Annotated in this window: 25 protein-coding genes; 15 read left to right on the top strand and 10 right to left on the bottom strand. The window is 63.6% G+C overall.

The features are described 5' to 3' along the window. Positions 1–42 precede the first annotated feature (42 nt). Entirely contained in the window at positions 43–819 is a 777-nt protein-coding gene (locus ArtHe_RS07590; protein WP_248319460.1) for a MerR family transcriptional regulator, read from the bottom strand. 86 nt (positions 820–905) lie between these two features. Then, positions 906–1,898 (bottom strand): patatin-like phospholipase family protein, encoded by a 993-nt coding sequence (locus ArtHe_RS07585; RefSeq protein WP_248319459.1) that lies wholly within the window; start codon positions 1,896–1,898, stop codon positions 906–908. Between the two features lie 289 nt (positions 1,899–2,187). On the opposite strand from ArtHe_RS07585, the gene ArtHe_RS07580 reads away from it, so the two are divergent. From ArtHe_RS07580 to ArtHe_RS07570, 3 genes are all read left to right on the top strand, one after another. Further along, positions 2,188–3,279: an acyl-CoA desaturase gene (locus ArtHe_RS07580; RefSeq protein ID WP_248319458.1), complete on the top strand. Its 1,092-nt coding sequence runs from the start codon at positions 2,188–2,190 to the stop codon at positions 3,277–3,279. A gap of 31 nt (positions 3,280–3,310) precedes the next feature. Beyond that, positions 3,311–4,405, top strand: coding sequence for a phosphatase domain-containing protein (locus ArtHe_RS07575; RefSeq protein ID WP_248319457.1), 1,095 nt, complete (start codon positions 3,311–3,313; stop codon positions 4,403–4,405). A 127-nt stretch (positions 4,406–4,532) separates the two neighbouring features. Further along, positions 4,533–5,009, top strand: a complete 477-nt coding sequence (locus ArtHe_RS07570) for a DUF2975 domain-containing protein (protein ID WP_248319456.1) — start codon at positions 4,533–4,535, stop codon at positions 5,007–5,009. Between the two features lie 5 nt (positions 5,010–5,014). On the opposite strand, the gene ArtHe_RS07565 is transcribed toward ArtHe_RS07570, so the two are convergent. Together ArtHe_RS07565 and ArtHe_RS07560 are read right to left on the bottom strand one after the other, a co-directional pair. Next, a complete protein-coding gene (locus tag ArtHe_RS07565; RefSeq protein ID WP_248319455.1) occupies positions 5,015–6,109 on the bottom strand; it encodes an aromatic acid exporter family protein in 1,095 nt (364 codons plus the stop codon). An 88-nt stretch (positions 6,110–6,197) separates the two neighbouring features. Further along, the gene (locus ArtHe_RS07560) at positions 6,198–7,148 is read right to left on the bottom strand and encodes a LysR family transcriptional regulator (protein WP_248319454.1); all 951 of its coding nucleotides are present in this window, start codon (positions 7,146–7,148) and stop codon (positions 6,198–6,200) included. Positions 7,149–7,507: 359 nt separating this feature from the next. On the opposite strand from ArtHe_RS07560, the gene nrdH reads away from it, so the two are divergent. The 5 genes from nrdH to ArtHe_RS07535 all read left to right on the top strand — a co-directional run bounded on the left by nrdH (position 7,508) and on the right by ArtHe_RS07535 (position 13,119). Beyond that, the gene (nrdH, locus tag ArtHe_RS07555) at positions 7,508–7,753 is read left to right on the top strand and encodes a glutaredoxin-like protein NrdH (protein ID WP_066297287.1); all 246 of its coding nucleotides are present in this window, start codon (positions 7,508–7,510) and stop codon (positions 7,751–7,753) included. Between the two features lie 168 nt (positions 7,754–7,921). Next, positions 7,922–8,443, top strand: a complete 522-nt coding sequence (nrdI, locus tag ArtHe_RS07550; RefSeq protein WP_248319453.1) for a class Ib ribonucleoside-diphosphate reductase assembly flavoprotein NrdI — start codon at positions 7,922–7,924, stop codon at positions 8,441–8,443. Beyond that, on the top strand, positions 8,440–10,578 hold the full coding sequence (nrdE, locus tag ArtHe_RS07545; RefSeq protein ID WP_248319452.1) for a class 1b ribonucleoside-diphosphate reductase subunit alpha: 2,139 nt from the start codon (positions 8,440–8,442) through the stop codon (positions 10,576–10,578). The genes nrdI and nrdE overlap by 4 nt, the downstream gene beginning before the upstream one ends. A gap of 44 nt (positions 10,579–10,622) precedes the next feature. Next, entirely contained in the window at positions 10,623–11,597 is a 975-nt protein-coding gene (nrdF, locus tag ArtHe_RS07540; RefSeq protein WP_248319451.1) for a class 1b ribonucleoside-diphosphate reductase subunit beta, read from the top strand. Positions 11,598–11,736: 139 nt separating this feature from the next. Then, positions 11,737–13,119, top strand: coding sequence for an NAD(P)/FAD-dependent oxidoreductase (locus tag ArtHe_RS07535; protein WP_248319450.1), 1,383 nt, complete (start codon positions 11,737–11,739; stop codon positions 13,117–13,119). On the opposite strand, the gene arfB is transcribed toward ArtHe_RS07535, so the two are convergent. The 3 genes from arfB to ArtHe_RS07520 all read right to left on the bottom strand — a co-directional run bounded on the left by arfB (position 13,116) and on the right by ArtHe_RS07520 (position 14,975). Then, positions 13,116–13,538 carry an alternative ribosome rescue aminoacyl-tRNA hydrolase ArfB gene (gene arfB, locus ArtHe_RS07530; protein WP_248319449.1) on the bottom strand — a complete coding sequence of 141 codons (423 nt, stop codon included), beginning with the start codon at positions 13,536–13,538 and terminating at the stop codon, positions 13,116–13,118. The genes ArtHe_RS07535 and arfB overlap by 4 nt on opposite strands. Positions 13,539–13,610: 72 nt before the next feature. Further along, the gene (locus ArtHe_RS07525; protein ID WP_248319448.1) at positions 13,611–13,988 is read right to left on the bottom strand and encodes a serine/threonine protein phosphatase; all 378 of its coding nucleotides are present in this window, start codon (positions 13,986–13,988) and stop codon (positions 13,611–13,613) included. 9 nt (positions 13,989–13,997) lie between these two features. Continuing rightward, a complete protein-coding gene (locus tag ArtHe_RS07520) occupies positions 13,998–14,975 on the bottom strand; it encodes a WYL domain-containing protein (protein WP_248319447.1) in 978 nt (325 codons plus the stop codon). Positions 14,976–15,095: 120 nt separating this feature from the next. Here ArtHe_RS07520 and ArtHe_RS07515 point away from each other — a divergent pair, with 120 nt between their 5' ends. Continuing rightward, entirely contained in the window at positions 15,096–15,518 is a 423-nt protein-coding gene (locus ArtHe_RS07515; RefSeq protein ID WP_248319446.1) for a VOC family protein, read from the top strand. On the opposite strand, the gene ArtHe_RS07510 is transcribed toward ArtHe_RS07515, so the two are convergent. After that, a complete protein-coding gene (locus ArtHe_RS07510) occupies positions 15,460–16,227 on the bottom strand; it encodes a hypothetical protein (protein ID WP_282568720.1) in 768 nt (255 codons plus the stop codon). The genes ArtHe_RS07515 and ArtHe_RS07510 overlap by 59 nt on opposite strands. Then, a complete protein-coding gene (locus ArtHe_RS07505; protein WP_248319444.1) occupies positions 16,217–16,951 on the bottom strand; it encodes an IclR family transcriptional regulator in 735 nt (244 codons plus the stop codon). The genes ArtHe_RS07510 and ArtHe_RS07505 overlap by 11 nt, the downstream gene beginning before the upstream one ends. 127 nt (positions 16,952–17,078) lie before the next feature. On the opposite strand from ArtHe_RS07505, the gene ArtHe_RS07500 reads away from it, so the two are divergent. From ArtHe_RS07500 to ArtHe_RS07475, 6 genes are all read left to right on the top strand, one after another. Then, positions 17,079–18,218, top strand: a complete 1,140-nt coding sequence (locus ArtHe_RS07500; RefSeq protein WP_248319443.1) for an ABC transporter ATP-binding protein — start codon at positions 17,079–17,081, stop codon at positions 18,216–18,218. A gap of 25 nt (positions 18,219–18,243) precedes the next feature. Further along, complete coding sequence (locus ArtHe_RS07495; RefSeq protein WP_248319442.1) at positions 18,244–19,302, top strand: extracellular solute-binding protein; 1,059 nt, start codon at positions 18,244–18,246, stop codon at positions 19,300–19,302. Next, positions 19,299–21,017 (top strand): iron ABC transporter permease, encoded by a 1,719-nt coding sequence (locus ArtHe_RS07490; protein WP_248319441.1) that lies wholly within the window; start codon positions 19,299–19,301, stop codon positions 21,015–21,017. The genes ArtHe_RS07495 and ArtHe_RS07490 overlap by 4 nt, the downstream gene beginning before the upstream one ends. A 24-nt stretch (positions 21,018–21,041) precedes the next feature. Further along, positions 21,042–22,115 carry a mandelate racemase/muconate lactonizing enzyme family protein gene (locus ArtHe_RS07485; RefSeq protein WP_066297314.1) on the top strand — a complete coding sequence of 358 codons (1,074 nt, stop codon included), beginning with the start codon at positions 21,042–21,044 and terminating at the stop codon, positions 22,113–22,115. Between the two features lie 66 nt (positions 22,116–22,181). Next, positions 22,182–23,183 carry a hypothetical protein gene (locus tag ArtHe_RS07480; RefSeq protein ID WP_248319440.1) on the top strand — a complete coding sequence of 334 codons (1,002 nt, stop codon included), beginning with the start codon at positions 22,182–22,184 and terminating at the stop codon, positions 23,181–23,183. An 86-nt stretch (positions 23,184–23,269) separates the two neighbouring features. Then, on the top strand, positions 23,270–24,025 hold the full coding sequence (locus tag ArtHe_RS07475) for a M15 family metallopeptidase (RefSeq protein WP_248319439.1): 756 nt from the start codon (positions 23,270–23,272) through the stop codon (positions 24,023–24,025). Positions 24,026–24,051: 26 nt separating this feature from the next. Here ArtHe_RS07475 and ArtHe_RS07470 read toward each other — a convergent pair whose 3' ends face one another. Further along, positions 24,052–24,885 carry an SDR family oxidoreductase gene (locus ArtHe_RS07470; RefSeq protein WP_248319438.1) on the bottom strand — a complete coding sequence of 278 codons (834 nt, stop codon included), beginning with the start codon at positions 24,883–24,885 and terminating at the stop codon, positions 24,052–24,054. Between the last annotated feature and the right edge of the window lie 424 nt (positions 24,886–25,309).

Here is a 25,309-nt window from a genome sequence, read left to right as displayed (position 1 = left end):
AGCCATGCGTAAGCCGCTGCGCCCGGAACCGGACCGGAGAGCCTAGCTCTTCAAGCCCCCTTCCAGATAGGCCAGCAGTGCCGCGCGGACGAAGGCCGCTCCGTCGGCTCCGCCGTAGTTGGCAGCAAACCGGGGGTCAGCCACGTACATGTCCGCCAGCCCTCGCACATATCCGGACAGGTTTGCCGGATCTGTCGGAGCGCCGGGAACGCTCTTCAACCAGTCGATGTGGCGGGCCGCCAGCCCCTTGGCAGCAGGCCCGGTGGGGTCCGTGCCCTGAGCTGCCGCTTCGGTCCAGGCCTGTCCCAGCGCCTCCGTCCCCGCCCGCCAGCCGGTGCGCTCGCCGTCGCTCATGTTCCGCCACCACTCGTTCGAGCGGGCATACGCCTCCTTGCCCCATTTCTGTTCAACTTCGTCCTTGTACTCCGTATGGTCAAAGCCATCGAACGCTTTGTCCGCCATGATGTCCTGCCCTTCTTCAAGTGCTGTGATGGTCCGCTGCACGGAGGCAATCTGCCGCCCCAGCCGTTCCCTGTCATTCCTGAGCCACGCCAGGTGGGTGCGCAGCGCGGCGGCTGCGTCCCCTTCCCGTTCCAGGACACCGGCAATGCCGTCCAGGCCCAGCCCCATCCCGCGCAGAAGCAGAATCCGCTGCAGCCGGACAAGGGCGTCCTGGTCGTAGTACCGGTAGCCGTTGGAGCCAAGGCGCGACGGCGGCAGGAGGCCAACGGCGTCGTAATGACGCAGGGTCCGGCTGGTTGTACCGGCCAGCCGGGCAACCTCCTGCACGGACCATTCACGGGGTTCCTGTGGGTTCACGCTTCCACGCTAAAGGTTGACGCTGCGTCAATGTCAATCAATCACGGTCCGAACTACGGTCCGCCCACGGTCCGCCCGGACACGTCTTAGCCCACTGTCAGCTTTGCGGCGAGTTCCTGGAGCCGCGGCCCGTCTGCCGCCAGCAGGGCATCAGCGGTTTCCAGCAGCCCGCGGATGTTGTCCGGACCGGCATTGTCCAGGGCATGGTCCACGCCGGGGAGCAGCCGGGTTTGTATCCGGACATATCCGGCACCGAGGGCGGCGGCGAGCAGGTGGCGGGTGAGCAGTCCGGGTGCGCCGTACAGCGATTCGACCACAGGTTCCAGGGCCGCCAGCTGTTCGGGATGGGCCAGCTGTGCCAGCGAGCCCGCTTCCAGTGAACCACCGCCGGCCTGGAGGCCGGTGCCCAGGGAGACCAGGAGGATCTCCTCATTTCCGCCGGCGCGCCGCTGCTGCACCAGGGCCAGTGCCAGTGCCACGAACGCCGGATCGTTGGCCGCCAACCCTCCGTCCACCAGGAGGCGGTCGACGCCGTCCGGTCCGGCATGGCGCACCGGTTCGAAATACGTAGGCGCGGAGGACGTCGCCAGGGCCGCCAGCGACATCCGTGCGTCGCCGAGCGGATGCTGGCCCAGCCCGCCGCCGCTGAACAACAGGCCGGCAAAGTGGGCCAGGTCCACCGTCACCACCGCAACCGGCTTCAGGGCCTGGGAGAGCCTCCGGTCACTGAAATACTGGTCCAGGTACCGGCGCAGCGGCTCAGAGGAATACCGCGCCGCCCGCTGCGGCTCCGCGGAAGCCTGTCCCGCCGCACCTGTGTCCAGGCGGCGTCCATGGCCGGAGAATATTTCCGCACCGTGATCAACATAGAGGCTGCGTACCGCCGCCGCGGTGTGCGGGGTTTTGCCCTGGGCAGGGCAGGCGAGGCCCAGAGCCAGGATGCCCCCGGTGGAGGTGCCCACCATGATGTCAAAGAGGTCGGCAGTATGCCTGCCGGTCAGTTCTTCGAGCTTCATCAGCCAGGTCGCAGGAATGATGCCGCGGATTCCTCCGCCGTCGATGGACAGGACTCGGATCACGGCTGCTCCTGGGCGCTGGCGTTGCGGACCGGTTCTGCCAGCAATGCTCCGCCCGGATACCGGACCGGTCAACCCGGACGGAGCTGCAGCGGGCGGAACCCCGGCCTATCCGGAGCTGTCAGGTTCATCCGGAACCCACGGGGCCCGCCGGGCGGCGTCACATAGCAGCACCGGCCGCGCCCCGGAGGTGCCGCTCAGGCTTTTGCCAGCAAGTCGGGTTAGGCTGGTCACATCTGCAGAGCACATGCTCTACTTCGCGGCTGGGAAGTCGAAGACCTCCAGAGGCACTATGAGCATTGCTGCACAGTCCCGCTCGGCCGGTAACACGGGCCGTACCCCCAGGAACCGGGACAACCCGGTCACCAGCAGCTACTCGGCGCTGCTGAAAATTATCCGGGATGAGGGACTGCTGAAGCGGCGCCGGGCCTTCTACATCACCACCTTCGCCTTCCTCTGCGCCGGGCTCATTGCCGCGGGCACCGGCTTCTTCCTGATCGGTGAAAGCTGGTTCCAGCTGCTGATCGCAGCCGCGCTGGGTATCCTGTTTACCCAGATTGCGTTCATCACCCACGAAGCCTCACACCGCCAGGTGTTCGAGTCCGGTCCTGCTAACGACCGTGCCGGCCGGTTCCTGGCCAACGCCGTCGTCGGTATCAGCTACCAGTGGTGGATGAACAAGCACAACCGGCACCACGCCAACCCCAATACGGTTGGCAAGGATCCGGACATCGAGATGGACACCATTTCCTTCCAGGTCGAGCAGGCAGAGACGCGGACAGGCCTGATGGCCTGGCTGACCCGCCGGCAGGGCTGGCTGTTTTTCCCCCTGCTGCTCCTTGAAGGCGTGAACCTGCACGCGACGTCGATCCGGCACCTGTTCTCCAAGAACAAGGTCAAGGGCCGCTACACCGAGATCACCTTGGTGTTCCTGCGCCTGGGCCTCTATGTCGGCGCCGTGTTCTTCTTCCTCCCCGTCGGAATGGCATTCGCCTTCCTCGGCGTTCAGCTGGGCGTTTTTGGGGTGTACATGGGCGCGTCCTTCGCACCCAACCACAAGGGCATGCCGCTGATTCCGCGGGATTCAAAGGTGGACTTCCTGAGCCGGCAGGTCCTGACCTCCCGCAACGTCACCGGCCGCGGCATGAACACCTTCATGGGTGGGCTGAACTACCAGGTGGAACACCACCTTTTCCCGAGCATGCCCCGCCCGCATCTGGCGCGGGCCAGCGAGATCGTCAAGGAACACTGCGCCAAGCACAAGATTCCTTACACGGAAGCCACCCTCACCGAGTCCTACGGCATCGTGGTGCGCTACCTGAACCGGGTTGGGCTGGCTGCAAGGGACCCGTTCGACTGCCCTGTCCGGTCCCAGTACCGGTAGCCCCGGCTTGAGCATCTGACAGACTGGAATTATGTCTTCGACTCCTCTCCCAGGCCTCCCCGCAGTCCAGCGGACCAAGGACCAGGCGATCCATATCGGTGCCCGGCTTGAGGACCGGCTGCATGCCTACCGGATGGAAGCAGCCCGCAAACGCGGGGGAGTCCAGACGGTGCTTTCCTTTACCGGTTACGGATCCACCTCCTGGGTGCGGGTCCTGGGCCGGGTGGTCCTCGCCAAGCCGGGAAAACTCGCAGCCCGCAGCGGTGAATCCGCCAAGGCGCTGCGCGACGGCGTACGCGGCTGGCGCAACTTCACCAGCCCTCCGGTCAATGACGCCGTCGTGCGCATCGAAGTCGGCACCGAAAAGCATCTGGTGACGGCAGACCGCGGCGGCGTGATCGATGTTGTGCTGCCCGCGTCCCTGGCTCCGGGCTGGACCACCGTAACGCTGCGTCCTGAGGCGGAACCGGAGGCCGCTGCGGCGGTCTCACCGGTTTTCATCGTGGACCCCGGAGCCCGCACCGGAGTCATCTCGGATATTGATGACACCATCATGGTGACAGCACTGCCGCGGCCGCTGCTCGCAGCGTGGAACACCTTTGTGCTGGATGAGCACGCACGCACACCCACTCCCGGGATGGCCGTGATGATGGACCGGCTGGCGCGGGAAAACGAAGGCAACCCGGTGTTCTACCTTTCCACCGGGGCCTGGAACGTCGCGCCGGCCCTCACCCGCTTTATTACCCGCAACCTGTATCCGGCGGGCCCGCTCCTGCTCACCGACTGGGGGCCGACACGGGACCGCTGGTTCCGCAGCGGCCCGGAGCACAAGCGCACCCAGCTCGAACGGCTGGCCGTTGAGTTTCCCGAGATCAGCTGGCTCTTGATTGGGGACAACGGGCAGCACGACGAGCAGATCTATGCAGCCTTCAGCCGGAGCCACCCGGAGAACGTGCGGGCCGTTGCTATCCGGGAACTCTCACCGGGTGAGGCTGTGCTGGCCGGCGGCCGTTCGGCGGGCCGCGGCGGCGAACAGCCCCGGGACATTCCGTGGATCTACGCACCGGACGGTGCCGGGATGTCCCGGCAGCTTTCGGAGCTTGGTCTGCTGCCCGACGCGGGCTAGCCTCAGCATTCTCCTCGATTGAGCTATTGAAAAACGATAGCTAAGCGCCGATACTCGATCCATGAATCAATCGGGTTCCCGAATTCAAACGGCATTTCCGAATCGAACTGCATCCCTGACCCGAACGGTGCGTGTGCAGCTCCGGGTCCTGCTGATCCTGACCTTCCTGCTGATTCTCGTAGCCCAGACCGTCCTCGTGCCGGCGGTGGGCGGGGACCTGGCTGTGTCGTTCCCGGAGTATGCGTACCTGCTGCGGCCGTACGCTGCGGTGGTGATCAGCGGGTTCGCCTGTGTTCAGATCGCTGCGGGCGCCGCCTGGCTCCTGGCCGGGCTGACTGCTCAGGGCAATACCCGCCGGGCGGTTGCCTGCGCCTCCGTGCTGGCCGCCGCCTGCGGAGCGGCAACCCTCCTGGCCGTCCTGCTGGCCTGGCATCTGTTCTTTGTGGTGCACGAAGGGAATCCCGCCACCCTGTTTGCCCTGGGGGCCGCCGTCGTCACCGGCGCCGCGCTGACGGTGCTGGCGGTCAACCTCCGCGGGCGGCTGGACCCGTCAGGTGGGACCGCAAGGCGGACCCCGGGCAGGGCCGGCGGCGTCCGGCCCTGAGGGTTCTAGGGCTGATCTTCCTCGGTGCGGATGGTGCGCATGATCCGGCGGAGACTCATGGCGAGGGACGCCGTGGCATCGATGGGCGAGTCCGGTGAAGCTGAACTGTTCATCTGCCGCACCAGCTCCTGCACCGCCTCCACCGCCTCCGAATACTCATCCGTATCGGCGTCCCAGGTCTCGACCGCTTCCGCACTGGCAAGCATGGCCCGTTCCAACGCATCCGCGACGGCTCCGGGAACCGGTGTGTCCTCCGGTGTCTGCCAGATTGCGGTGGCCAGGACCTCTGTCATGTCCTCCACATACAGGGTGACGCGTTCCATGGCACGCAGCGCGCGGAAATCGGCACTGAGATCCCGCTGGTGGCGCCGCCTCCGCAGGTTGCCGTGGCGGCTGGAGTCTGCCAGCTGTACTGCCTCACGCACTTCGCGGCTGAAGGTGATCAGTTCGGTGCGCCGGTTGGACCAGTCCTCGTGTTCCGGCGGCCAGCTTTCCCCAACTGCCATACCCATCTCCCGCAGCTGCTTCGCGAGGTTCAGGCGCAGCGACGCGAGGCCGTCCACGGCACCGTTCAGGTGCAGCGGCGGGAACACCACAGCGTTCACGATCAGACCCACGAGCACGCCTACGCACATTTGGACCCCGTAGCCATAGGAATAGCCGTCCGGATCGTCACCGCCCAGCACGAGGACGAACAAAGCTGCGACCGGCAGATAGTCCCGGCCGGCGCCGAGCCGCGGAATGCCGGCGAGCAGAACCCCCACACCCACAATGAGTGCGATCGTCCAAACGGTTGGCCCGCCGAACAGCAGCGCGACCAGCGCCAGTCCGATTCCCGTGGCCAGCCCGATCAGGGTCTGGAACCCGGCGCGCGCCGAGCCGGAAATGGTGGGATACATGCTCACCAGTGCACCCAGAGGGGCGTAATAGGGGTACTGGGATGCCACCCCGGGGACCAGCGGGGCGATGGTCCAGGCGATCCCCACTGCCAGTGCTGCTTTGAGCGCCAGCTGGAGCCGGGTGTAGCGCAGCATGCCGGTCAGCCGGTTCGACACGGCCGCGAACGACGGTTTGGGGAGGGACTTTCCGAGCGGGGCCATTTGGCAAGTATGGCCTGCTGCGCCGGGGGGCGTCGATTTATGGGACCTGCCCCACAGCACCGGTCCGGCCGCACCGGGAACACCAGGCTTAGGCAGGCGGTGAGCTGCGGCCGGGGCCTGCCTGGCCGGGGGAGATGCTGATCCCCTGCAGGACTTCGGCGAGCCGGTCCAGGAAGACCCTGGTCCGGGGGAGCTGGCGGTCGTTGATGAGCAGCGCGAAGATACTGCGGGCCAGCCGGATCTCCGGGACATCCAGGACAACGACGCCGTCCTGCCGGTTCAGCATGGCGAGCTCCGGTACCAGGGCGGCCCCGATTCCCGCCGCGGCCATCTCGAGGCTCGCGTTAAAGTCGTCACAGTAGGCTGCAACCCGGGGATGCAGGCTGCAGCTGGCGAACAGCCGCTCGATCACCAGGGCATCCGGAGTGCCGGGATGATGCATGATCCAGGGCATATCGGAGAGCTGCTCGGCAGTGACCTTGGCGCCTGGCCGGATGCCCCACTGGGCGGGCAGGACGACCCGGAAGTTATCGTCGCCCAGCCACTGCCGGGTAACGGTGGCGGGCCAGGCAAGTCCGCCCTGCCCGACCTGGAAGACCAGTGCGACGTCGAGCTCACCGCCTGAGCGCAGGCCCTGTATGGTCTGGCCCGGTTCCGCCACGAAGATCTTGAGGTTGATGCCGAGGTCCCGCCAGTCGGGGGAGCCCACCAAGCGGGGAAGGGCGAAGGTGGCGAGGCTGGGGAAGATCCCCAGGCGCAGTTCGTGCTCCGTGCCGGCTTCGGCCCTCGCCGCGGCGGCGAGGAGGGCATCCAGGTCGGTCAGCACCTTCGCCGCATGGCGGGACATCACCACGGCGGCTTCGGTGGGTACGGCGGCCCGGGCTGAGCGTGCAAAGAGAGTGGTGCCGGTTTCGCGTTCCAAGGCGGACATTTGCTGGGACACGGCAGAGGGCGTGTAGCCCAGGTGCACCGCTGCGGCCGCAAAGGATCCGGAACGGATGACTTCCAGGAGCGTTTTGAGGTGGATCGGATTGACCACGATGCCTTACACCCTCTCCTTGGTACCCTGGACCGCCGTCGACCACCATATCTAGTGGTAGCAGCTACTACGGGCGACACGCCCACGGCAGGCGACACGCAATCTTTAAGCCGGCCCCACAGCCTGTGCATCCACTCTCCACAGGCTGTGGAGAAACCCCGTCAGCGGAGCGGAAAACCACGTAAATCAAGGGGTCGCCCCTGTGCAGAAACTGTGGACGAACGGCGTGTGGAATGACATACTTGTAATACATCATCTAGGGGTGGGACCCATGGCAGCGCACTAGATGTAGTGGCCGGATGTAGTATCAAGGAACAGACTTCAAAGGCATCATCATGCATCATCAAGGGGAGACCACCATGACCGTCACGGTTTACACCAAGCCTTCGTGCGTTCAGTGCAACGCAACATACCGCGCCTTGGACAAGAAGGGCATCGCCTACCAGAGTGTGGACATGTCACAGGATCCGGAAGCTCTTGAGCGCGTCCGGGCACTCGGCTTTATGCAGGCCCCCGTGGTCATCACCGAGCAGGACTCCTGGTCCGGCTTCCGCCCCGACAAGATCGAGGAACTGGCCCAGGCCAGCGTAACTTCAGTCGCTTAAACAGGACTGACCGCCGCGGCGGGGAAGCCGCAGCAGGGACGTACTGCAGGGACGTACAGCAGCACGGCAGGACAAGAGTTGCAGCAGTACAAGAGCTACAGCAGTACGTATAAACAGCAGCACAGATAAATCAGCAGTACAGAAACCGCAGCAGAGAAGCAGGACGCAATGACTTTGGGAATCGCGATGCTGACAGCCGGGGCCGCTGGCGGCACCCGGCAGCGGCATCCGGCTGCCGAATCCAACCCGGTGACGCACGCAGATCTCGTGTTCTTCACCTCGGCCTCGGGCTACACCGGACGTTTCGTGGAGAAGCTCGCGCGGGAGGCTGGCCGGATTCCGCTGCACACCGGCGAACCCACCCTGCTGGCGCGCCGACCGTTCGTCCTGGTGCTGCCAACGTACGGCGGTACGGCAGCCCAGCCCGGAGCCGCCGCCAAGGGTGCGGTGCCCAAGCAGGTCATTAAGTTTCTGAACGTCGAGGGCAACAGGGCCCTCATCCGCGGCGTCATCGGCGCGGGCAACACGAATTTCGGGGAAAACTACTGCCTGGCGGCGGACATCGTTTCGGTCAAATGCCAGGTCCCCGTGCTTTATCGATTTGAACTCATGGGCACGTCCGAGGACGTCGCCACTGTAAACCAAGGATTGGAAGAGTTTTGGACACATCAGTCGCAGAAGCCGGCATGACGGACTCCAAGGAGCTGCCGGAAGCCTATAAGGGCCTGGGCTATCACGAGCTCAACGCCATGCTGAACCTCTACGGCAAGAACGGTGAAATCCAGTTCGACGCCGACCGTGCGGCTGCACGCCAGTACTTCCTCCAGCACGTGAATAACAACACCGTGTTCTTCCATGACCTGGAAGAGAAGCTGGATTACCTGGTCAAGAACGAGTACTACGAGCGCGAGACGCTGGACCAGTACACGATGAACTTCATCCGCGAGCTCTACCAGCGCGCCTACAAGAAGAAGTTCCGCTTCGAGACCTTCCTCGGTGCGTTCAAGTTCTACACCTCGTACACACTGAAGACCTTCGACGGCAAGCGGTACCTGGAGCGCTACGAAGACCGCGTCTGCATGGTCGCCCTGCACCTGGCCCGCGGCAACGAGCAGCTGGCCGAGCAGATCGTGGATGAAATCATCGAGGGCCGCTTCCAGCCGGCCACTCCCACCTTCCTGAACGCAGGCAAGAAGCAGCGCGGCGAGCTGGTCTCCTGCTTCCTGCTTCGCATCGAAGACAACATGGAGTCGATCGGCCGGTCCATCAACTCCGCCCTGCAGCTCTCCAAGCGCGGCGGCGGCGTCGCCTTCGCCCTGACGAACATCCGCGAGGTCGGCGCGCCGATCAAGCAGATCGAGAACCAATCCTCCGGCGTTATCCCCGTGATGAAGCTCCTCGAGGATTCCTTCTCCTACGCCAACCAGCTCGGTGCCCGCCAGGGTGCCGGTGCCGTGTACCTGCACGCCCACCACCCGGACATCAACCGGTTCCTGGACACCAAGCGGGAAAACGCTGACGAGAAGATCCGCATCAAGACCCTCTCCCTCGGCGTCGTTATTCCGGACATCACCTTCGAACTGGCCAAGCGGGACGAGGACATGTACCTGTTCTCCCCGTACGACGTCGAAAAGGTCTACGGCATGCCGTTCTCCGACGTCTCGGTCACCGAGAAGTACTACGAGATGGTCGACGATTCCCGGATCAAGAAGACCAAGATCAAGGCCCGCGAGTTCTTCCAGACCCTCGCCGAGATCCAGTTCGAATCCGGTTACCCGTACATCATGTTCGAGGACACCGTGAACCGGGAAAACCCGATTGACGGCAAGATCATCATGTCCAACCTGTGCTCGGAGATCCTCCAGGTTTCCCAGCCCACCACGTACCACGACGATCTCTCCTACGATGAGACCGGCAAGGACATCTCCTGCAACCTGGGTTCGCTGAACATCGCGAAGACCATGGACTCGCCGGACTTCGGCCGGACCATTGAGACCGCCATCCGGACCCTGACCGCGGTCTCGGACATGAGCCACATCGGCTCGGTTCCGTCCATCGCCCGGGGCAACGACCAGTCACACGCCATTGGCCTGGGCCAGATGAACCTGCACGGCTACCTGGCCCGTGAGCGGGTGCATTACGGTTCAGAAGAGGGCATCGACTTCACGAACATCTACTTCTACACGGTTGTGTACCACGCCGTGCGGGCCTCGAACCTGCTGGCCATCGAGACCGGTCGTACCTTTGCCGGCTTCGAGAAGTCCAAGTACGCCAGTGGTGAGTTCTTCGACAAGTACGTGAACCAGGAATGGGTTCCGCAGACCGGCCGTGTCCGCGAGCTGTTCGAGAACGTCACCATCCCGACCCAGGAGGACTGGGCCGCGCTGCGTGAATCGGTCATGGCGCACGGTATCTACAACCAGAACCTGCAGGCTGTGCCGCCGACCGGTTCGATCTCCTACATCAACAACTCCACCTCCTCCATCCACCCGGTGGCGTCGAAGATCGAGATCCGCAAGGAAGGCAAGCTGGGCCGCGTGTACTACCCGGCTCCGTACCTGACGAACGACAACCTGGAGTACTACCAGGATGCGTACGAAATCGGTTACGAGAAGATCATCGACACCTATGCCGCTGCCACGCAGCACGTGGACCAGGGCCTGTCCCTGACGCTGTTCTTCAAGGACACCGCCACCACGCGTGACATCAACAAGGCGCAGATCTACGCCTGGCGCAAGGGCATCAAGACCATCTACTACATCCGCCTGCGCCAGCTCGCCCTGGAAGGCACCGAAGTTGAGGGCTGCGTCTCCTGCATGCTGTAGGCGCTTCCCCTCAATTACTCCAAGAGTTCAAGACAAGGATTTCAATGACCGAGAAGCTTAAGCTGATCGACCACGTGCAGGCGATCAACTGGAACCGCATCCAGGACGATAAGGACGTAGAAGTCTGGAACCGCCTGGTCAACAACTTCTGGCTGCCGGAGAAGGTGCCGCTGTCCAACGACGTCCAGTCCTGGAACACGCTGACGCCGGAAGAGCAGCAGCTCACCATGCGTGTATTCACCGGCCTGACGCTGCTGGACACCGTGCAGGCCACCGTTGGTGCCGTCTCGCTGATTCCGGATGCCCTCACCCCGCATGAGGAAGCCGTCTACACCAACATCGCGTTTATGGAGTCGGTGCACGCCAAGAGCTACTCATCGATCTTCTCCACGCTGGCCTCCACCAAGGAGATCGACGAGGCGTTCCGCTGGTCCACCGAGAACGAGAACCTGCAGAAGAAGGCGCAGATCATCACCAAGTATTACCGCGGTGATGATCCCCAGAAGCGCAAGGTGGCCTCCACCCTGCTGGAATCCTTCCTGTTCTACTCCGGCTTCTACCTGCCGATGTACTGGTCTTCCCGGGCCAAGCTCACAAACACGGCTGACCTGATCCGCCTGATCATCCGTGACGAGGCTGTGCACGGCTACTACATCGGCTACAAGTTCCAGCGCAACCTGGAGGGTGCCTCCGAGGAGCGCCGTGCGGAGCTGAAGGACTACACGTACGAGCTGCTGTACGAGCTGTACGAGAACGAAGTCCAGTACACGCATGACCTGTACGACGGCGTCGGGCTGGCTGAGGACGTCAAGAAGTTCCTGCACTACAACGCCAACAAGGCGCTGATGAACCTGGGCTACGAAGCCATGTTCCCGTCCACCCTGACGGATGTGAACCCGGCGATCCTGTCGGCTCTGTCGCCGAACGCTGACGAGAACCACGACTTCTTCTCCGGCTCGGGCTCTTCCTACGTGATCGGCAAGGCCGTGAACACGGAAGACGACGACTGGGACTTCTAAACGTCTCTTTCCGAAGAGCCAGCTAAGAAACCTGGACAAAGGCCCGGACCCGCGGAATTTCGCGGGTCCGGGTCTTTCGCATGCGTCCACTAGTGTGAGCATCGAGAGGATTTCCCATCATCTGAAAAGCGGGTTGAACGTGGATTTACGCAGGGGGCAATTCGACACCATCGTTGTGGGGGCAGGCGTGTCGGGGCTCAGCGCTGCCCGGGTGCTCGCCGGCGCGGGGCAGAGCGTCGTGGTGCTGGAGGCACGGAACCGGATCGGAGGCCGCCTGCACACCGAGCGCGCCGACGGCCGCGTCACTGACCTCGGTGCCTCCTGGATTCACGGGATCGACGGCGGACCGCTGCATCAGCTGACGCGCTTCTTCGGTATGCCTGATGTTGAGTTCACCGTTGGCAGCTACCAGGCGGGCGGACGGCCCATCGCCTACTACGGTCCGGATGGAACCCGCCTGTCCGGCGCCGCTGCAGAGCAGTTCATCGCCGACGCCCACCGCGTGGAGGTGCGGCTGGCCAAAGTGATCGAGGCCCTGGACCCGGGTGCCAGCTATGCTGACGCGGCGCGCACCGCCGTCGGGGAAACGGTGGCAGCCGAGGGCTGGGAAGCCGAACGCGCGGCGCGGATCGTGGAGTACCTGGACCACCGCAGCGAGGAGCAGTACGGAGCCGACTCCCGCCTGCTGGACGCGCACGGACTGGAAGACGAAGTCATCATCGGCGACGAGGTGGTTTTCCCGGAGGGCTACGATTCGCTGGCGTCGAAGCTTGCAGCCGGGATCGATGTGCGGCTTGAACACGTGGTGACCCGGGTCGCCCGGGCGGGAGCCGCGGGGGTCGACTCCGGCGTCGTTGTGGAGACGAACCAGGGCGTCTTCACCGCGGCGCAGGCTGTGGTCACCGTCCCGATCGGTGTCCTGCAGTCGGGGCGCATCACGTTCGACCCGCCGCTGCCTGAGGTGGTCACCGGCGCGGTCTCCCGTTTCCGGATGAACGCCTTCGAGAAGATCTTCCTGCGCTTTCCCGAGCGCTTCTGGGACGACGGCGTGTATGCGATCCGCCGCCAGGGCGACGCCGCGAAGTGGTGGCATACCTGGTACGACCTCACCGGCGTCCACGGCGAGCCGACGCTGCTGACGTTCGCGGCAGGAGAATGTGCGCAGGAAATCCGGGGGTGGTCAGACGAACGCGTGGTGGACTCGGTCATGGCCTCCCTGCGGGGCATTTACGGATCTCGGACGCAGAATCCGGTACACGCCAGGATCACCGATTGGCAGGGTGATGTTTGGGCCGGCGGCGCCTACGCGTACATGATGCGGGGGTGCACCGGCGAGGATCACAGCCGCATGGCAACGCCCATCGACTCAGTGCTGCATCTGGCGGGAGAAGCAACCTGGGAGGCGGACCCCGCCACAGTCAACGCTGCCCTGTGTTCAGGGCACCGTGCCGCTGAGCGCATCCTTGGAAAGACGATGCCCTACCAGCCCAACACGCAGGACGAAGAGCCGCCGGCTTACTAGTCCCTCGAGGGCTTCTGCCGTTGCTGCTTTGTTGCTGACCGCTGCTTCTTCGCGTCAAGGCGCCGGAAGTTGGAGCCCCGCGTAGGTTTGGTCCGGCGGCGCGTGGCCGGCGCGGGCGCGAGCCCGTCAGCCACCAATTCGGCGAGCCTGACCAGGGCGGTCTCCCGGTTGCGCAGCTGGGAGCGCTGTTCGGACGCGGTCACAACCAGTGTCCCGGAAATCATGCGGTGTTTGAGGCGCTGGAACAGTTTGGCGCGCTGGTTTTCCGACAGCGCCCCTGAGTCCGCCACGTTCCAGGACAGGGCAACACGGCTGTCCGTGGTGTTGACGTGCTGGCCCCCTGGACCGGAGGAACGGGAGAACCGCCACTCAAGTTCCTTGGCGGGAATCGTCAGCTCCGGCGATACCAATAGATCCATGGTTCCAGCGTCGCATGAAAGTGCTGGGCCGGTGGCCGCTACGACGAGCTCAGCGACGCCGGCTGAGCCGTATCAGCAGGGTCCCTCCTCCTGGTGCAGCCGGTCCGTCGGCAGCAGAAGCTCCACTGTAGCCCGCATGTCCGCCGACTTGGCGATGGCTCCGGCCAGCGACGGCGCGACGTGCACCCGGTCCCGCCGCACCTCCTGGATGAGGACCTGCAAGCGTTCGCCGTCGACGTCGAGCCACCAGTTCCCGGTGAACATCCGCAGTCCGAGCTCATCCAGCAGGGCCTCGGCGTCCTCCAGTTCCATGGGCTCGGCCCGCTGCCGGTGCAGCAGGTCGTAAGGGACAAAGCCGCCCTCCGGTGCCATGTGGATGTATCCCACGTGCTCGCCGTCGAGCGGCCGCAGATGGTCGAAGGTGTTCTCTTCCGGCAGGGGTTTGGACATAGCAGGACCCTAACCTGTTGGGGCCGCTGCCGCAGCGGCGAACCGCGCAGCAAGCGTTTCGAACGCCGCCGTGAGCTGCGGCGGGCTGACCGCCTCGATAGCGGTGTCGAACCGTCCGAACGATGCTGCCAGCGAGACCCAGGACCAGGACCCCGCGGTCAGCCGGCATCGGCCGGAGCCGAGATCTTCGACCACGCCGCCGCCGGCGAAGGGCAGCACCTCCACGGCCGGCAGGTCCAGCAGCACGCTGCCGCTGCAGGGCCACGCATGTGCCTGATCCGAGCCCTTGAACCGGGCTGACACGAACTGCTGCACATCCCCGCCAGGAAGTTCCCGCGGGGTGAAGCGCGGACCGGACGGTGTCCGGGGGAGCACCCGGTCGGCCCGGAAGATCCGCCAGTCTTCACGTTCCAGATCCCACGCCACCAGGTACCAGTGCGCCCGGACCGTGACCAGGTGATGCGGTTCGACCCGGCGGACAGGGGCGGAGGTGTCCGCAGCCTCCGCCGGTGCTGTGCTGTAGTCGAAGCGCAGGACTTCCCGCGCGCGGACAGCGCCGGACAGGGCTAGGAGCACATCGGGTGCCACCGGCGCCGTGCGTCCTGCGGGAATCGCCGTGAACTCAAGGGCATCAAGGCGGTGGCGCAGCCGCGCAGGAAGAACCTGCCGCACGGTGGTCAGGGCGCGCAGCGCTGCCTCTTCGATCCCCGCCCCGCTGACGGCTGCGGTCTGCAGTGCAACGGCGAGAGCGAGGGCCTGGTCGTCGTCGAACAGCAGGGGCGGCAGCTCAGAGCCTGCCTCCAGGCGGTAGCCGCCGTCCGGTCCTTTGACCGCGCGGATGCGGTAGCCCATGTCCCGCAGCCGGTCGACGTCGCGGCGGATGGTCCGGTGGCTGACCTCCAGCCGGCCTGCAAGAACCTCGCCGGGCCAGTCCCGCCGTGTCTGCAGCAGGGAAAGCAGATGAAGGAGCCGGGAGGTTGTGGTCATGTTTCTGATCGTAGGTCCAGTAGAGGACAAAAGCTGACCTCTACTCCTGTGAGAGTGGTGCTTACCCGGAAAACCCGGGTATACCGCACCTCAGAGGTGCACCTCAGCCAAGGAGCAGTCATGTCTGTATCAACCACCCCGCATCTCAACTTCCGCGGCAGCGCCGGCAAGGCGCTCGAGTTTTACCACTCCGTGTTTGGCGGACAGCTGGTCCTCATCACCAACCAGGACGCACACGCCGTGGGCTCACCCGAGGAGGCGCAGCAGATCAAGTTCGGCCAGGTCATCGGCGCGGACGGCTTCCAGATCATGGCCTATGACGTGCCGGCGGGCACCTCCTATGACCAGGGAGAGAAATCCGTCTACGTTTCCGTGCGTGGAGATTCAGCCGACGAAATCACCGAACTGTGGAGCAGGCTCTCCGCAGGATCGGCCATCGTCGAAGACCTCGGCCCCTCCGGCTTTGCCCCGCTGTACGGCATGCTCAGGGATCCCTTCGGAGTGGTCTGGGTGCTCGACGTCGCGGTGGAATGGGCCGCTTGAGCTGACGTAAGCGGGGCAGCAGGGCCACTGCATGATGGCATCCCTCCACTGCACTGGAGACGACAGGCTTGTGGAACAGCCTCTCCAGCGCGTAGGTGGCAGCTGCCGTCCGCAGGCCACCGCAGGAAATCAGCAATCCGTCGCTGCCGGGCTGGGAGCGGAAGAGTTCTGCTCCCAGTACCTGCAGTGCCTTGGTATCCACAGAACCGAGGTCTGCAATCTCACTGATCTGCAGGTGTTTATCAGCCAGAACCCGGAAGCCCTCGCCCCGCAGATACTCCACAAGGGCCGTTGACACCGGGGGAGTGTAGGCGCTGGCGACCACGATGTTTTGCACGTTCCGTTTCCTGAGTCCATGGACGACGGCGTCCGTCATGGTGGACACCGGAACCTCACCGGCGAGGGAACGCATCTGGGCCAGCAGCTCCGCATGCTTCTGGGGGCCCAGATAGAAGCTGATGGAAGTTCCCATCAGGCAGATTGCTTCAGCGCCCTGCGAGATCAAGGAATCGATTGCATCGGGAAGCCGTTCCAAGGCTGCCGCAAAAGCGTCCGGTCCCATGACTTCCAGTCCCAGGCCGGCGGCCACAAAATCAATTCCTTCCGGATAAAGATCATATGCTTCCGGTGGTACCGCATCTTCCCTTGGAGGCACGATGAGGCCTACGGACCGTCGTAATCCTGCCGGACATTGTTGATCAGAGCGCATGAGCTATGTTCCTTGCAGCTTCTGTGACCAGCGCGGCCAGTTCCGGAACCTTGGTTTCCGGCAGGCGGTGATCAGGGATAGACAGGCTGACAGCAAACCGTGGAGTTCCGTGCTTTTCATGGATGGGAGCAGCGATTCCCTTGATTTCAGAGCGCCACTCACCACGGTTGTAGGAGTAACCGCTCTCGCGGATGCGCTCAAGTTCGGTCCGCAGTGAATCAGGGTCGGTAATCGTATCCGCCGTAAAATGAGTTGCTAGGCGATGATTTAGGTAATCTTCGATGGAATCGTCTCCTGACCAGGCAAGAATGGCTTTGCCTGATGCGCTGGCATGGAGCGGAATTGTCGTTCCCAGAGGATCAAATACGCGTACAGGATGGGATGAATCGACTTTATCGAGTACGACCACGTCATCATTCTGTCGAACTGTCAGGTGCACATTTTCATTGACTGCTTCCAACAGTTTTTTCATGACCGGCATGGCAATGTCACGTATTCCGGCACCGCGCCCCCTGCTTGCCAATGCCAGTATTTTCGGTGTTTGAATCCAGGTTTTGGACCCTTCTGGATCCGGCTGGATCCAACCTTCGTCGGCCAGTGTCAGCAGGGCGCGCTGCACAGTGCTTTTCGGCATCCGGGTCCGCCGGGCGAGTTCACTGACACCCAACGGCTGCCCCGTGATCACTTCTTCCAGTACGCGCAGCGCCGTGGCAACTACCTGCATTGGTTGTTCCTTTCCACGTGAAAACTGATGGTTGACAGGGCTTTGTGTTGTGAGTCACTCTTCATTCATACCGTAACGTAGCACACCGTGCCGCCAGATGGCACACGGTGGCACAAGGAGGACTTGAATGTCGCAGCTTGTACTTGAAGGCCTGACCAAATCGTTTGGCGTCTCGAATGCAGTGGAGGATCTGTCTCTCACGGTGGAAAGTGGAGAATCAGTCGTTTTACTGGGCCCCAGCGGCTGCGGGAAGACCACCACCCTGCGGATGATCGCAGGGTTTGAGACCCCGACCTCGGGCAGCATCCGCATTGGCGACCGGCTGGTGGCCGGGCCTGGTGTCTCCGTCCCGCCGGACAGCCGGGAAGTGGGAGTGGTTTTCCAGAGCTACGCCCTCTGGCCTCACATGACGGTTGCTGAGAATGTCTGCTTTGGGCTCACGACCAGAGGTGCCCGGAAAACGAGGAAATACGGCAAGGCAGCACTGGCTGAGTCTGCTGCCAATGCTCTGGCCCAGGTCCAGCTCGATGGCCTCGGCCTGCGTTATCCGCACGAGCTCTCGGGTGGGCAGCAGCAGCGGGTGGCGCTGGCCCGTGCGCTTGTTATCAATCCAGATGTTCTTCTGATGGACGAGCCGTTGTCCAACCTGGACACCCGGCTGCGGGAGGATATGCGCCTTGAGATCCGCAGGCTGCAGCAGGAATCAGGCATCACCATGGTCTACATCACGCATGACCGGACTGAAGCCCTGGGCCTCGCCGATCGAATCGTGGCGCTTCGTGCCGGCCGGTCACAGCAGATCGGTCCGCCTGAGGAGCTGTACCAGCGGCCCCTTTCGAAGTTTGTGGCACAGTCCCTGGGTCCGGCGAATGTACTGCCGGCGACCGTGCTGGGAAGTGATTTCACCGAAGCGGAGCTCGAACTCATTACCGGCCAGCGCGTCACGGTAGGGCATCCGGTCGGGGCCGCCGTGCCGACCGCCGGCGAGCAGGTCCAGGTGTGTATCCGGCCCCACGATCTCTCCATTTGCGCGGACGGCGGAGAGACTAACGGCGTCGTTACCAATCGTTCCTTTTTGGGGGATGAGAACCACTATCTTGTCGCCGTGGACGGGGTGGAGGAAGTATGCAGGATTTTCGACCGCGAATTGACGAATCATGAACCAGGCACCCGGGTCCGGGTGGAGGCACTCGAATACAAGCTAAGCATCCTGGCACACGAACCGGCCGGCGGTACTACCGGTCTCCCAGCACGAGCAGTCGCTTAAGAACTCAACGAAGAGGATTTAGGACATGTCGCACAACAAACTCACCACCCGCATCCTGCTGGGAACCGCCATCCTCAGCATGGGAATGCTAACCGCCTGTAATCCCCCTTCGAGTGAAGCAAGCGGCAGCGCCGATTTGCCGTCCAGCCAGGAAGAGTTGATTCAACTCGCACAGGAAGAGGGGAAAGTCCGCCTGGGCGCCGGGGGACACACCCAGGCGCAGGCTCAGCTGCTGGCCAAGGAATTTGAGGCCGCATACGGAATCGAAGTGGAGTTCATCCGGGAGAACTCCGGCCAAATCGCGCAAAAGCTGGAGGCGCAGCTCTCAGGCGGCAACGTGTCGTTCGACGTCGTCAGCCTCAACGATTCCTCGACGCTGTCTGCGTGGGCGGAGGAAGGCACAGTGGCCGATGCAGCTGTGCCCAATGCAGCTGACATCATTGGTCCGCTGTCCACGGAAGGGGAGAGTTACTATCCGTTCACCTGGGCAGCACTTGGGTATTCGTACAACTCCGCCAAGCTGGATCCGGCCAAGGCGCCCGGCACGTGGGCGGATCTGGCCGCTGCCGAGGGCACCAAGGCCGTGGCAGACCCCGGTTCCTCCGGCGCTGCGCTGACTTTCGCCGCGATCATGGCTGAGGTCGACAAGGACTTCTTTGAGGCACTGGGGCAGAGCAATGTGCTGACATCCGACTCGGCCCTCGCCTTGGGGCAAATGGTGGCCACCGGTGAAGCGTCCTTCGGCATTCCAGGCATTGAACATGACATTGCTTCCGCGCAGCTGGCCGGTGAACCTCTGACAATGGGATACCCCAGCGGCAAAATCGGTGCGATGGCCTCCTACATGGCCAGTCTGGAGTCCGCATCCAGCCCTGCGGCTGCCCGCTTGCTGGTGCAGTTCGCGATGAGTCCGGAATTCCAGGCGGCGCAGCTTGAAATCGGCTCCCGCTCGAGCTTGGCGGGGATTCCGGCGCCGAAGACTGCGGAGGAAATCTCCGAAGACCGAATCAGCGTCGTGGACCAGCAGGACCTGGCCGAAAACCGTGAAGCCGTTATCGAGAGCTTCAAACAGGCGATTCGATGAATGGCTCTGACACGCTTACCGAGGGGAAGCCGCTGCCGGTTCAGCCAGGCGTATCCCCGCGTACTGTCCAAACAGAGAAAATCGCCCCCTGGGTATGGGTCGCAATCGTCGTTTTCCTGGTGGTTATCCCGGTAACAGCGCTTTTCTGGCAAAGCCTGGCACTTCCTGACGGGGGGCGGGGAGTCCAGAACTATGTTGAGGTCCTCTCCCGAGGTGATATCTGGGAAGCGATCCGCAACTCTTTTGTGATTGCCTTTGGATCAACGGCGGCTGCACTGCTCATCGCGGTGCCCTTCGCATACCTTGTCAGCCGCACGGACCTTCCGGGCAGAGGGTTTTTCCGCTCCGTAGCAGTCCTCACCTTCGCCGCCCCCGGATTCATCGCAGCCATGGGGTGGATCCTCCTCCTCGGACCTCAGAGCGGTTTGATCAACCAGTACCTCTTCGCGCCACTGGGCCTGCCGGCATTCAACATCTTCAGTCCCCAGGGAATCGTGTTTGTCCTGGCGTTTTTTCTCTATCCATTGATCTTCCTCCCCGTCGCAGACGCGCTGGACAATATGGACACCCGGTTGGAGGAGGCGGCGGAGTCTCTCGGAGCCTCGCGGCTCCAGACCCTGAGGCGCATTACGCTGCCGCTTATCCTGCCACCGATTTTCTCCGGCAGTCTGCTGGTGTTCATCAGCGCCTTCACCATATTTGGACCGGTTGCCCTGCTTGGCGGCCCGGTCGGATTCCAGACGATTCCAACCGCGATGTTCCAGCTCATGAGCTTCCCGCCACGGATCGAATATGCGGCTGTCCTCGGGCTGCCCGTCATAGTCGTCCTGGCCCTGCTGGTCTATCTGCAAAAGAAACTCTACGGACGGCGGCGTTACACCACCGTGGGCGGTAAACCCGGACTGCGGCGGCAGATCACCCTGGGGAGTGCCCGCTGGGCGTATTTTGCCGGCGGTCTCGCGGTTTTCACAATCTCAGTGATCCTCCCCTTTGGTGTTCTGGTCCTCACTTCGTTCCGAAAAGCCATCGGGCTGCCGCTGACGTGGGAGAACTTTGTTCTTTGGGACAACTATGCCGCCCTTTTGGAGCAGGACAGCATTGCCCGCTCCTTCTTCAACAGCATGTGGATCGCCGTGGGCGCAACTGTCTTGAGCCTGTTCATTGCCTTCCTGGCCGGTTGGCTCCTGGAACGTACACGCTGGGCAGGGCGGTTCGGGGTTCAACCGATGATGCTGGCGCCACTGGCCTTCCCTGGAGCGATTTTGGGCATCGCGATGATCATCGCGTTCTCCGGAGGGCCATGGTGGCTGGGCGGGACGTTGACGATCATGTTCCTGGCTTACCTGATCCGGGTTGTTCCGCAGTCCTTCACGTACGTGCAGGCCGGATTCAAGCAAATCAATGTTGAAACGGAGGAAGCAGCGCGCAGCCTGGGAGCGTCCTGGGGAGAGACCATCACAAGGGTGACAGTCCCTCTTCTGCGGGGACCGCTCCTGTCAGTCGGAGTCCTCAATTTCGTCATCCTCTTCCGGGAACTCGATGTTTCCATCTTCCTGTACACCGGGGCCAATGAGGTTGCTCCCGTCATCCTCTACAACCTCGCCTCGCAGTCCCAGTTTCAGGTAATGGGAGCGCTTGCTGTTGTCATGCTGCTGGTCAATCTGGGAGTGGTCCTCCTTGCGCGCAGGCTCTTCGGCGTCAAGATATCCGGCTAATTTCCGCAATCAAAGGTAGTCAAAATGAAGATCATTAGTGCCGATTCCTGGATTCTCCGGGTTCCATTTATTCGCACAAGCGCAGATTTCGAAGGCGCTCACCATGAACTGATCGGTGTCACGCTGCGAACCGAGTCCCACTCCGGCATGGGCTACAGCTTCATCACGGACACGGCTGGGGGCGTGGCGGTCAAGGCGCTGCTGGACAGCTTGCTGCTGCCCCGGGTTATTGGACGTGATGCCAGGGAAGTTGAGAAAATCTGGCACGAGTTCTTCCTGCTGACCCACCGGATGGGCAACGGGATCAACCGCTTCGCGATGGCTGCCATCGACATTGCGATGTGGGATGTGAAATCAAAATCGCACGGGAACTCCCTGGCGGTGGAGCTGGGGCAGCTCAGCGACTCCGTTCCCGTCTACGGGTCCGGCAAAGCCGGGACACGGCTCTCCACCGATGAGCTGGTCGAGCTATCCGTCGGATATGTCGAAGACGGATTCGATGCGGTCAAGATCCGTGTGGGACTGGACGTCGGAGCGGACCCCAGCCGGCTGAAGCAGGTGCGAGACGCAGTGGGGCCGGACATCCGTATCATGTGCGATGCCAATGAGCGCCTGGACCTGCCCACTGCCCTGTATCTGGGGGAGCAGCTCGCCGATCAGAACATCTTCTGGTTCGAGGAACCAGTTCTCAGCACCGACATCCAGGCCCACGAGATCTTGTCGCAGAAGCTCCCCATGCCCATCGTCGGCGGTGAGCATCATTGCAGCGCAGCGGAATTCGTACCGTATGTCCGGTCCCAGGCATTCCGGATCCTGCAACCGAACGTGTGCATGGTTGGAGGCATCACGGAAATCATGCGGATTGCCCGGCTCGCCGAACTTCACGGGCTCGGTTTCGCTCCCCACCTGATGAGTGACCTGAACGTCCACATCTCCGCCGCGACCACCAGCACAACCTATGTTGAGTACTTTCCCTTCCTGGAGCCATACACAACGAACCGGCTGAATGTGACCAAGGGCCGGGCCGAGGTACCGACTGCGCCGGGCCACGGTATTGAGTTCACTGCGGAAACCTTTGAGCGGTACCAAATTGCCTAGCCGGGCCCCTGCAATGCAAGGCCAGGCCGCAGCGCCCATCGCCACACGAATCAAGAGGATGGACATATGAGGAGCAGCAGTGTTCTGACGGATGAAGCGGGGCACACGGAGGCAGGCGTGCGATGGCCGGACTCCATAGCGGTCATCGGTGCGGCGGGGCTGGTCGGATCCAGTGTTGTGTACCAGCTTGGCCTCGAGGGGATCAGCCGCATCGTGCACATGGTTGATGTAAAGGAAAATCTCTCACGGGCCCATGCCCTCGACATTGCTGAGGCTCAGGCGCTCGCCGGCGTCAGCGGTCCGGAGCTGCACGTTGTTCCGGCGGCCGAAGTATCCGAGGTCGGCTCCGTTGACCTGGTTATCCTCGCGGCCTCAGCTCCCGAGATCCCAGGCGGTGACCGCAGGGAGTTCCTGGCGGCCAACCTGCAGCTACTCGGTGTGCTTGCACCTGCGGTGCAAGCACTGGTGGGGTCTGCAGGCGTGGTCTTGGTTCTTTCCAACCCTGTTGATGTGATGGCTGACTGCCTGCATCGGATGACGGACATCGAACCCCAACGAATCCTGGGCTACAGCCTCAACGATTCCGTCCGATTTCAGCTCGCGGTTGCGAGAGAGCTTCAGGTGATGCCTGAACAGGTCGAAGCCCAGGTGCTGGGTGAACACGGCGGCGGTCAGGTATTGATGTTCAGCCGGCTGAGGGTCGACGGGCAGCCGGTGGAACTCTCCGAACTCCAGCAGACGCGGATTCGTTCGGATGTCGACGGGTGGTTTGCCCGCTGGTCAGGCCTGGAACCGGGCCGAAGCACAGGATGGACGACGTCGTTCGGCACGATGAGCACCATTCGGTCCATGGGCAGTGGCGACCTCTTCCCTGCTGCGGCCTGGACCGGCGGTTTGTCAGGGATGCCTGAGACTTTTGTGGCACTGCCCGTTCGCTGCCTGAACGGCACGGTTGCGGTTCAGCCGTGGGAAGGCAGCGCCGAAGAGCGAAAAGAAATCCTCGATGCTGCCGTTTCCGTGCGGTCCGCGGCGGATACGGGCTTGCGGGGCCAGGGCACCGTGAGCTGAGCAGACGCTCCGTCCGGCTTTCCCACCTCCGCGTCGGTACTGACGCGCACGGCGCGGTTGTGGGAAAGTTGCGGTGGAGGAAAAGCATGCCGCGCCAGCACGTCAACACACACATCGCCATCATCGCGTGTGTATGCCTGTGCCTGCTGGCGTACCTGTCCTGGTCTGCTCCGGACCCGGATATCAACGCCAGCGCCCCTGCCTCGGACGCGGACGCCACGTCCAGCGCGGCTGCACCGGACCCGGGAACCGGGGCCACGGCCAGCGCAGCCCCGGATTACGACTCACCGCACAGCATCACCGTGGTGGTGAACAAACACCGCCCGCTGGCGGACCCCGCCTACATCCCCGCCGACCTGGGCGACACCGCAGGGGTGCCGCTGCGCGCCGAAGCAGCCTCCGCGTACCTCCAGATGAGCGCCGACGCCGCAGCGGCAGGTGTCGGCCTAGCCGCCGTCAGCGGCTTCCGGGCCGCAGATGCCCAGGGACTGCTCCACGACTCCTACACCGAGAGCTATGGGGTGAGCGCTGCCGAAGCAATTTCCGCACGCGCTGGATTCAGCGAACACCAGACCGGGCTGGCAGTGGATATTGGCAACAACGACGGTGCCTGCTCGCTCAAAGCCTGCTTCGCCACCACCCCGGCCGGTGCCTGGGCCGCCGCCAATGCCCACCGGTTCGGGTTCATCATCCGCTATCCGGAGGGAGCGGAACACATCACAGGGTTTACCTACGAACCGTGGCACCTGCGCTATGTCGGTACGGGCCTGGCACAGAACCTGTTCGACGCCGGCATCACCCTGGAAGAGCACGCCGGCCTTCCGCCCGCCCCCGGCTACTGAGCACGACTGCCTGGCAGCCCACGCAGCTACCCTGCCTCCCGCCCCCACCGGCCGGCGTCGAGCGCAGCCACAACACCGCCGTCGACCAGCAGGTCAATACCGGTGATGAAGCTGGCGTCGCTGCTGAGCAGGAAGGCCGCGGCATTGGCGATGTCACCCGGTGTGCCGAGACGTCCCGTTCCGGAGGCTTCGACCATGGCCCGCATCTGCGCGCCCGACCCTCCGGCGAGCTCCTGCTGGCCCATCGGAGTGGAAATCACTCCGGGGCTGATGCTGTTCAGCCGCGCACCGCGCCCGCCCCACCGCACGCTTTCCGCCTGGACCCGGGCCTGGTTGGCGCGTTTGGCCACACTGTAGGCGTACCCCGGATCGTCGATGCCTGTGACGAACGGCAGCCCGAGCAGGTCATCAGCCGGTTTCGCGGCGAGGTCCGCGAGCGCGTCCGGGGGAATCCGGCCACCCGCCATGTACGCGGACATGCTGGAGATGACGACGCCGGCACCACCGCGGGCGATCACCTTCTCGAATTCCTCCAGCACCAGGGCGACGCCGTAGAGGTCGACTCTCCAGATGGCTTCCACCGGAGCCTGCACGGGGGAGAGCCCGGCAGTATGGACGACGCCGGTAACCGTACCCAGTTCCCGGGCCGTGGCTGCCAGCGCCGCTGTGGAGTCCCGCGAGGAAACGTCCACAACCTGGGAAGCGACGTCGTACCCCTCACCAAGTGCCTTATCGACGGCATCCTCGAGGAGGGCTTCGTTGAAGTCCGCGAGGAGTACCTTCCTTCCCGCACCGGACCGGCGCACCACGGCCAGCCCCATGCCGCCTACTCCGATTACTGCCAATACGTCCGCTGTCATGTCCGCTCCAGTCCTCTGCACGGTTGGGGTGCGCTGAGCCTCCGCCGCGAATCCCACGGGGTGCCGGCCGGAGTACCAGGTCCCGGCCATCTGCCCAGTCTGGCGCGGGCAGCGGCGCTTCACAACAGTGGACGCCGGGTGCCCGGGGGGGGTCAACGGCGAGCGGCCACATCCTCCACGGACCCGCTTGCATCGGCAGCCGCGGCTCCCGCACCGGCTCCCGCCGCGCTCCCGGCTTTCCCCGCCACCCCCACAGGACGGCTGAGCGGGGACGCAGGCAGCCAGGAACCGGGCTCGCTGAGTTCCACGCGGTAGACGCCGCAGCGGACGCATTTTCGGTAGGCGACTGTCCCCAGGGATGATCGGTGCCGGGATGCCGTAGCCCATCCGTGTTCGCACTCCTGGCTGATTCCGGGGCTGGCCG

This window comes from Arthrobacter sp. Helios (assembly GCF_023167125.1).
GTDB lineage: Bacteria > Actinomycetota > Actinomycetes > Actinomycetales > Micrococcaceae > Arthrobacter_B > Arthrobacter_B luteolus.
Note: the sequence above shows the minus strand (reverse complement) of the source record. Positions and strands in the feature narration are given on the sequence as shown.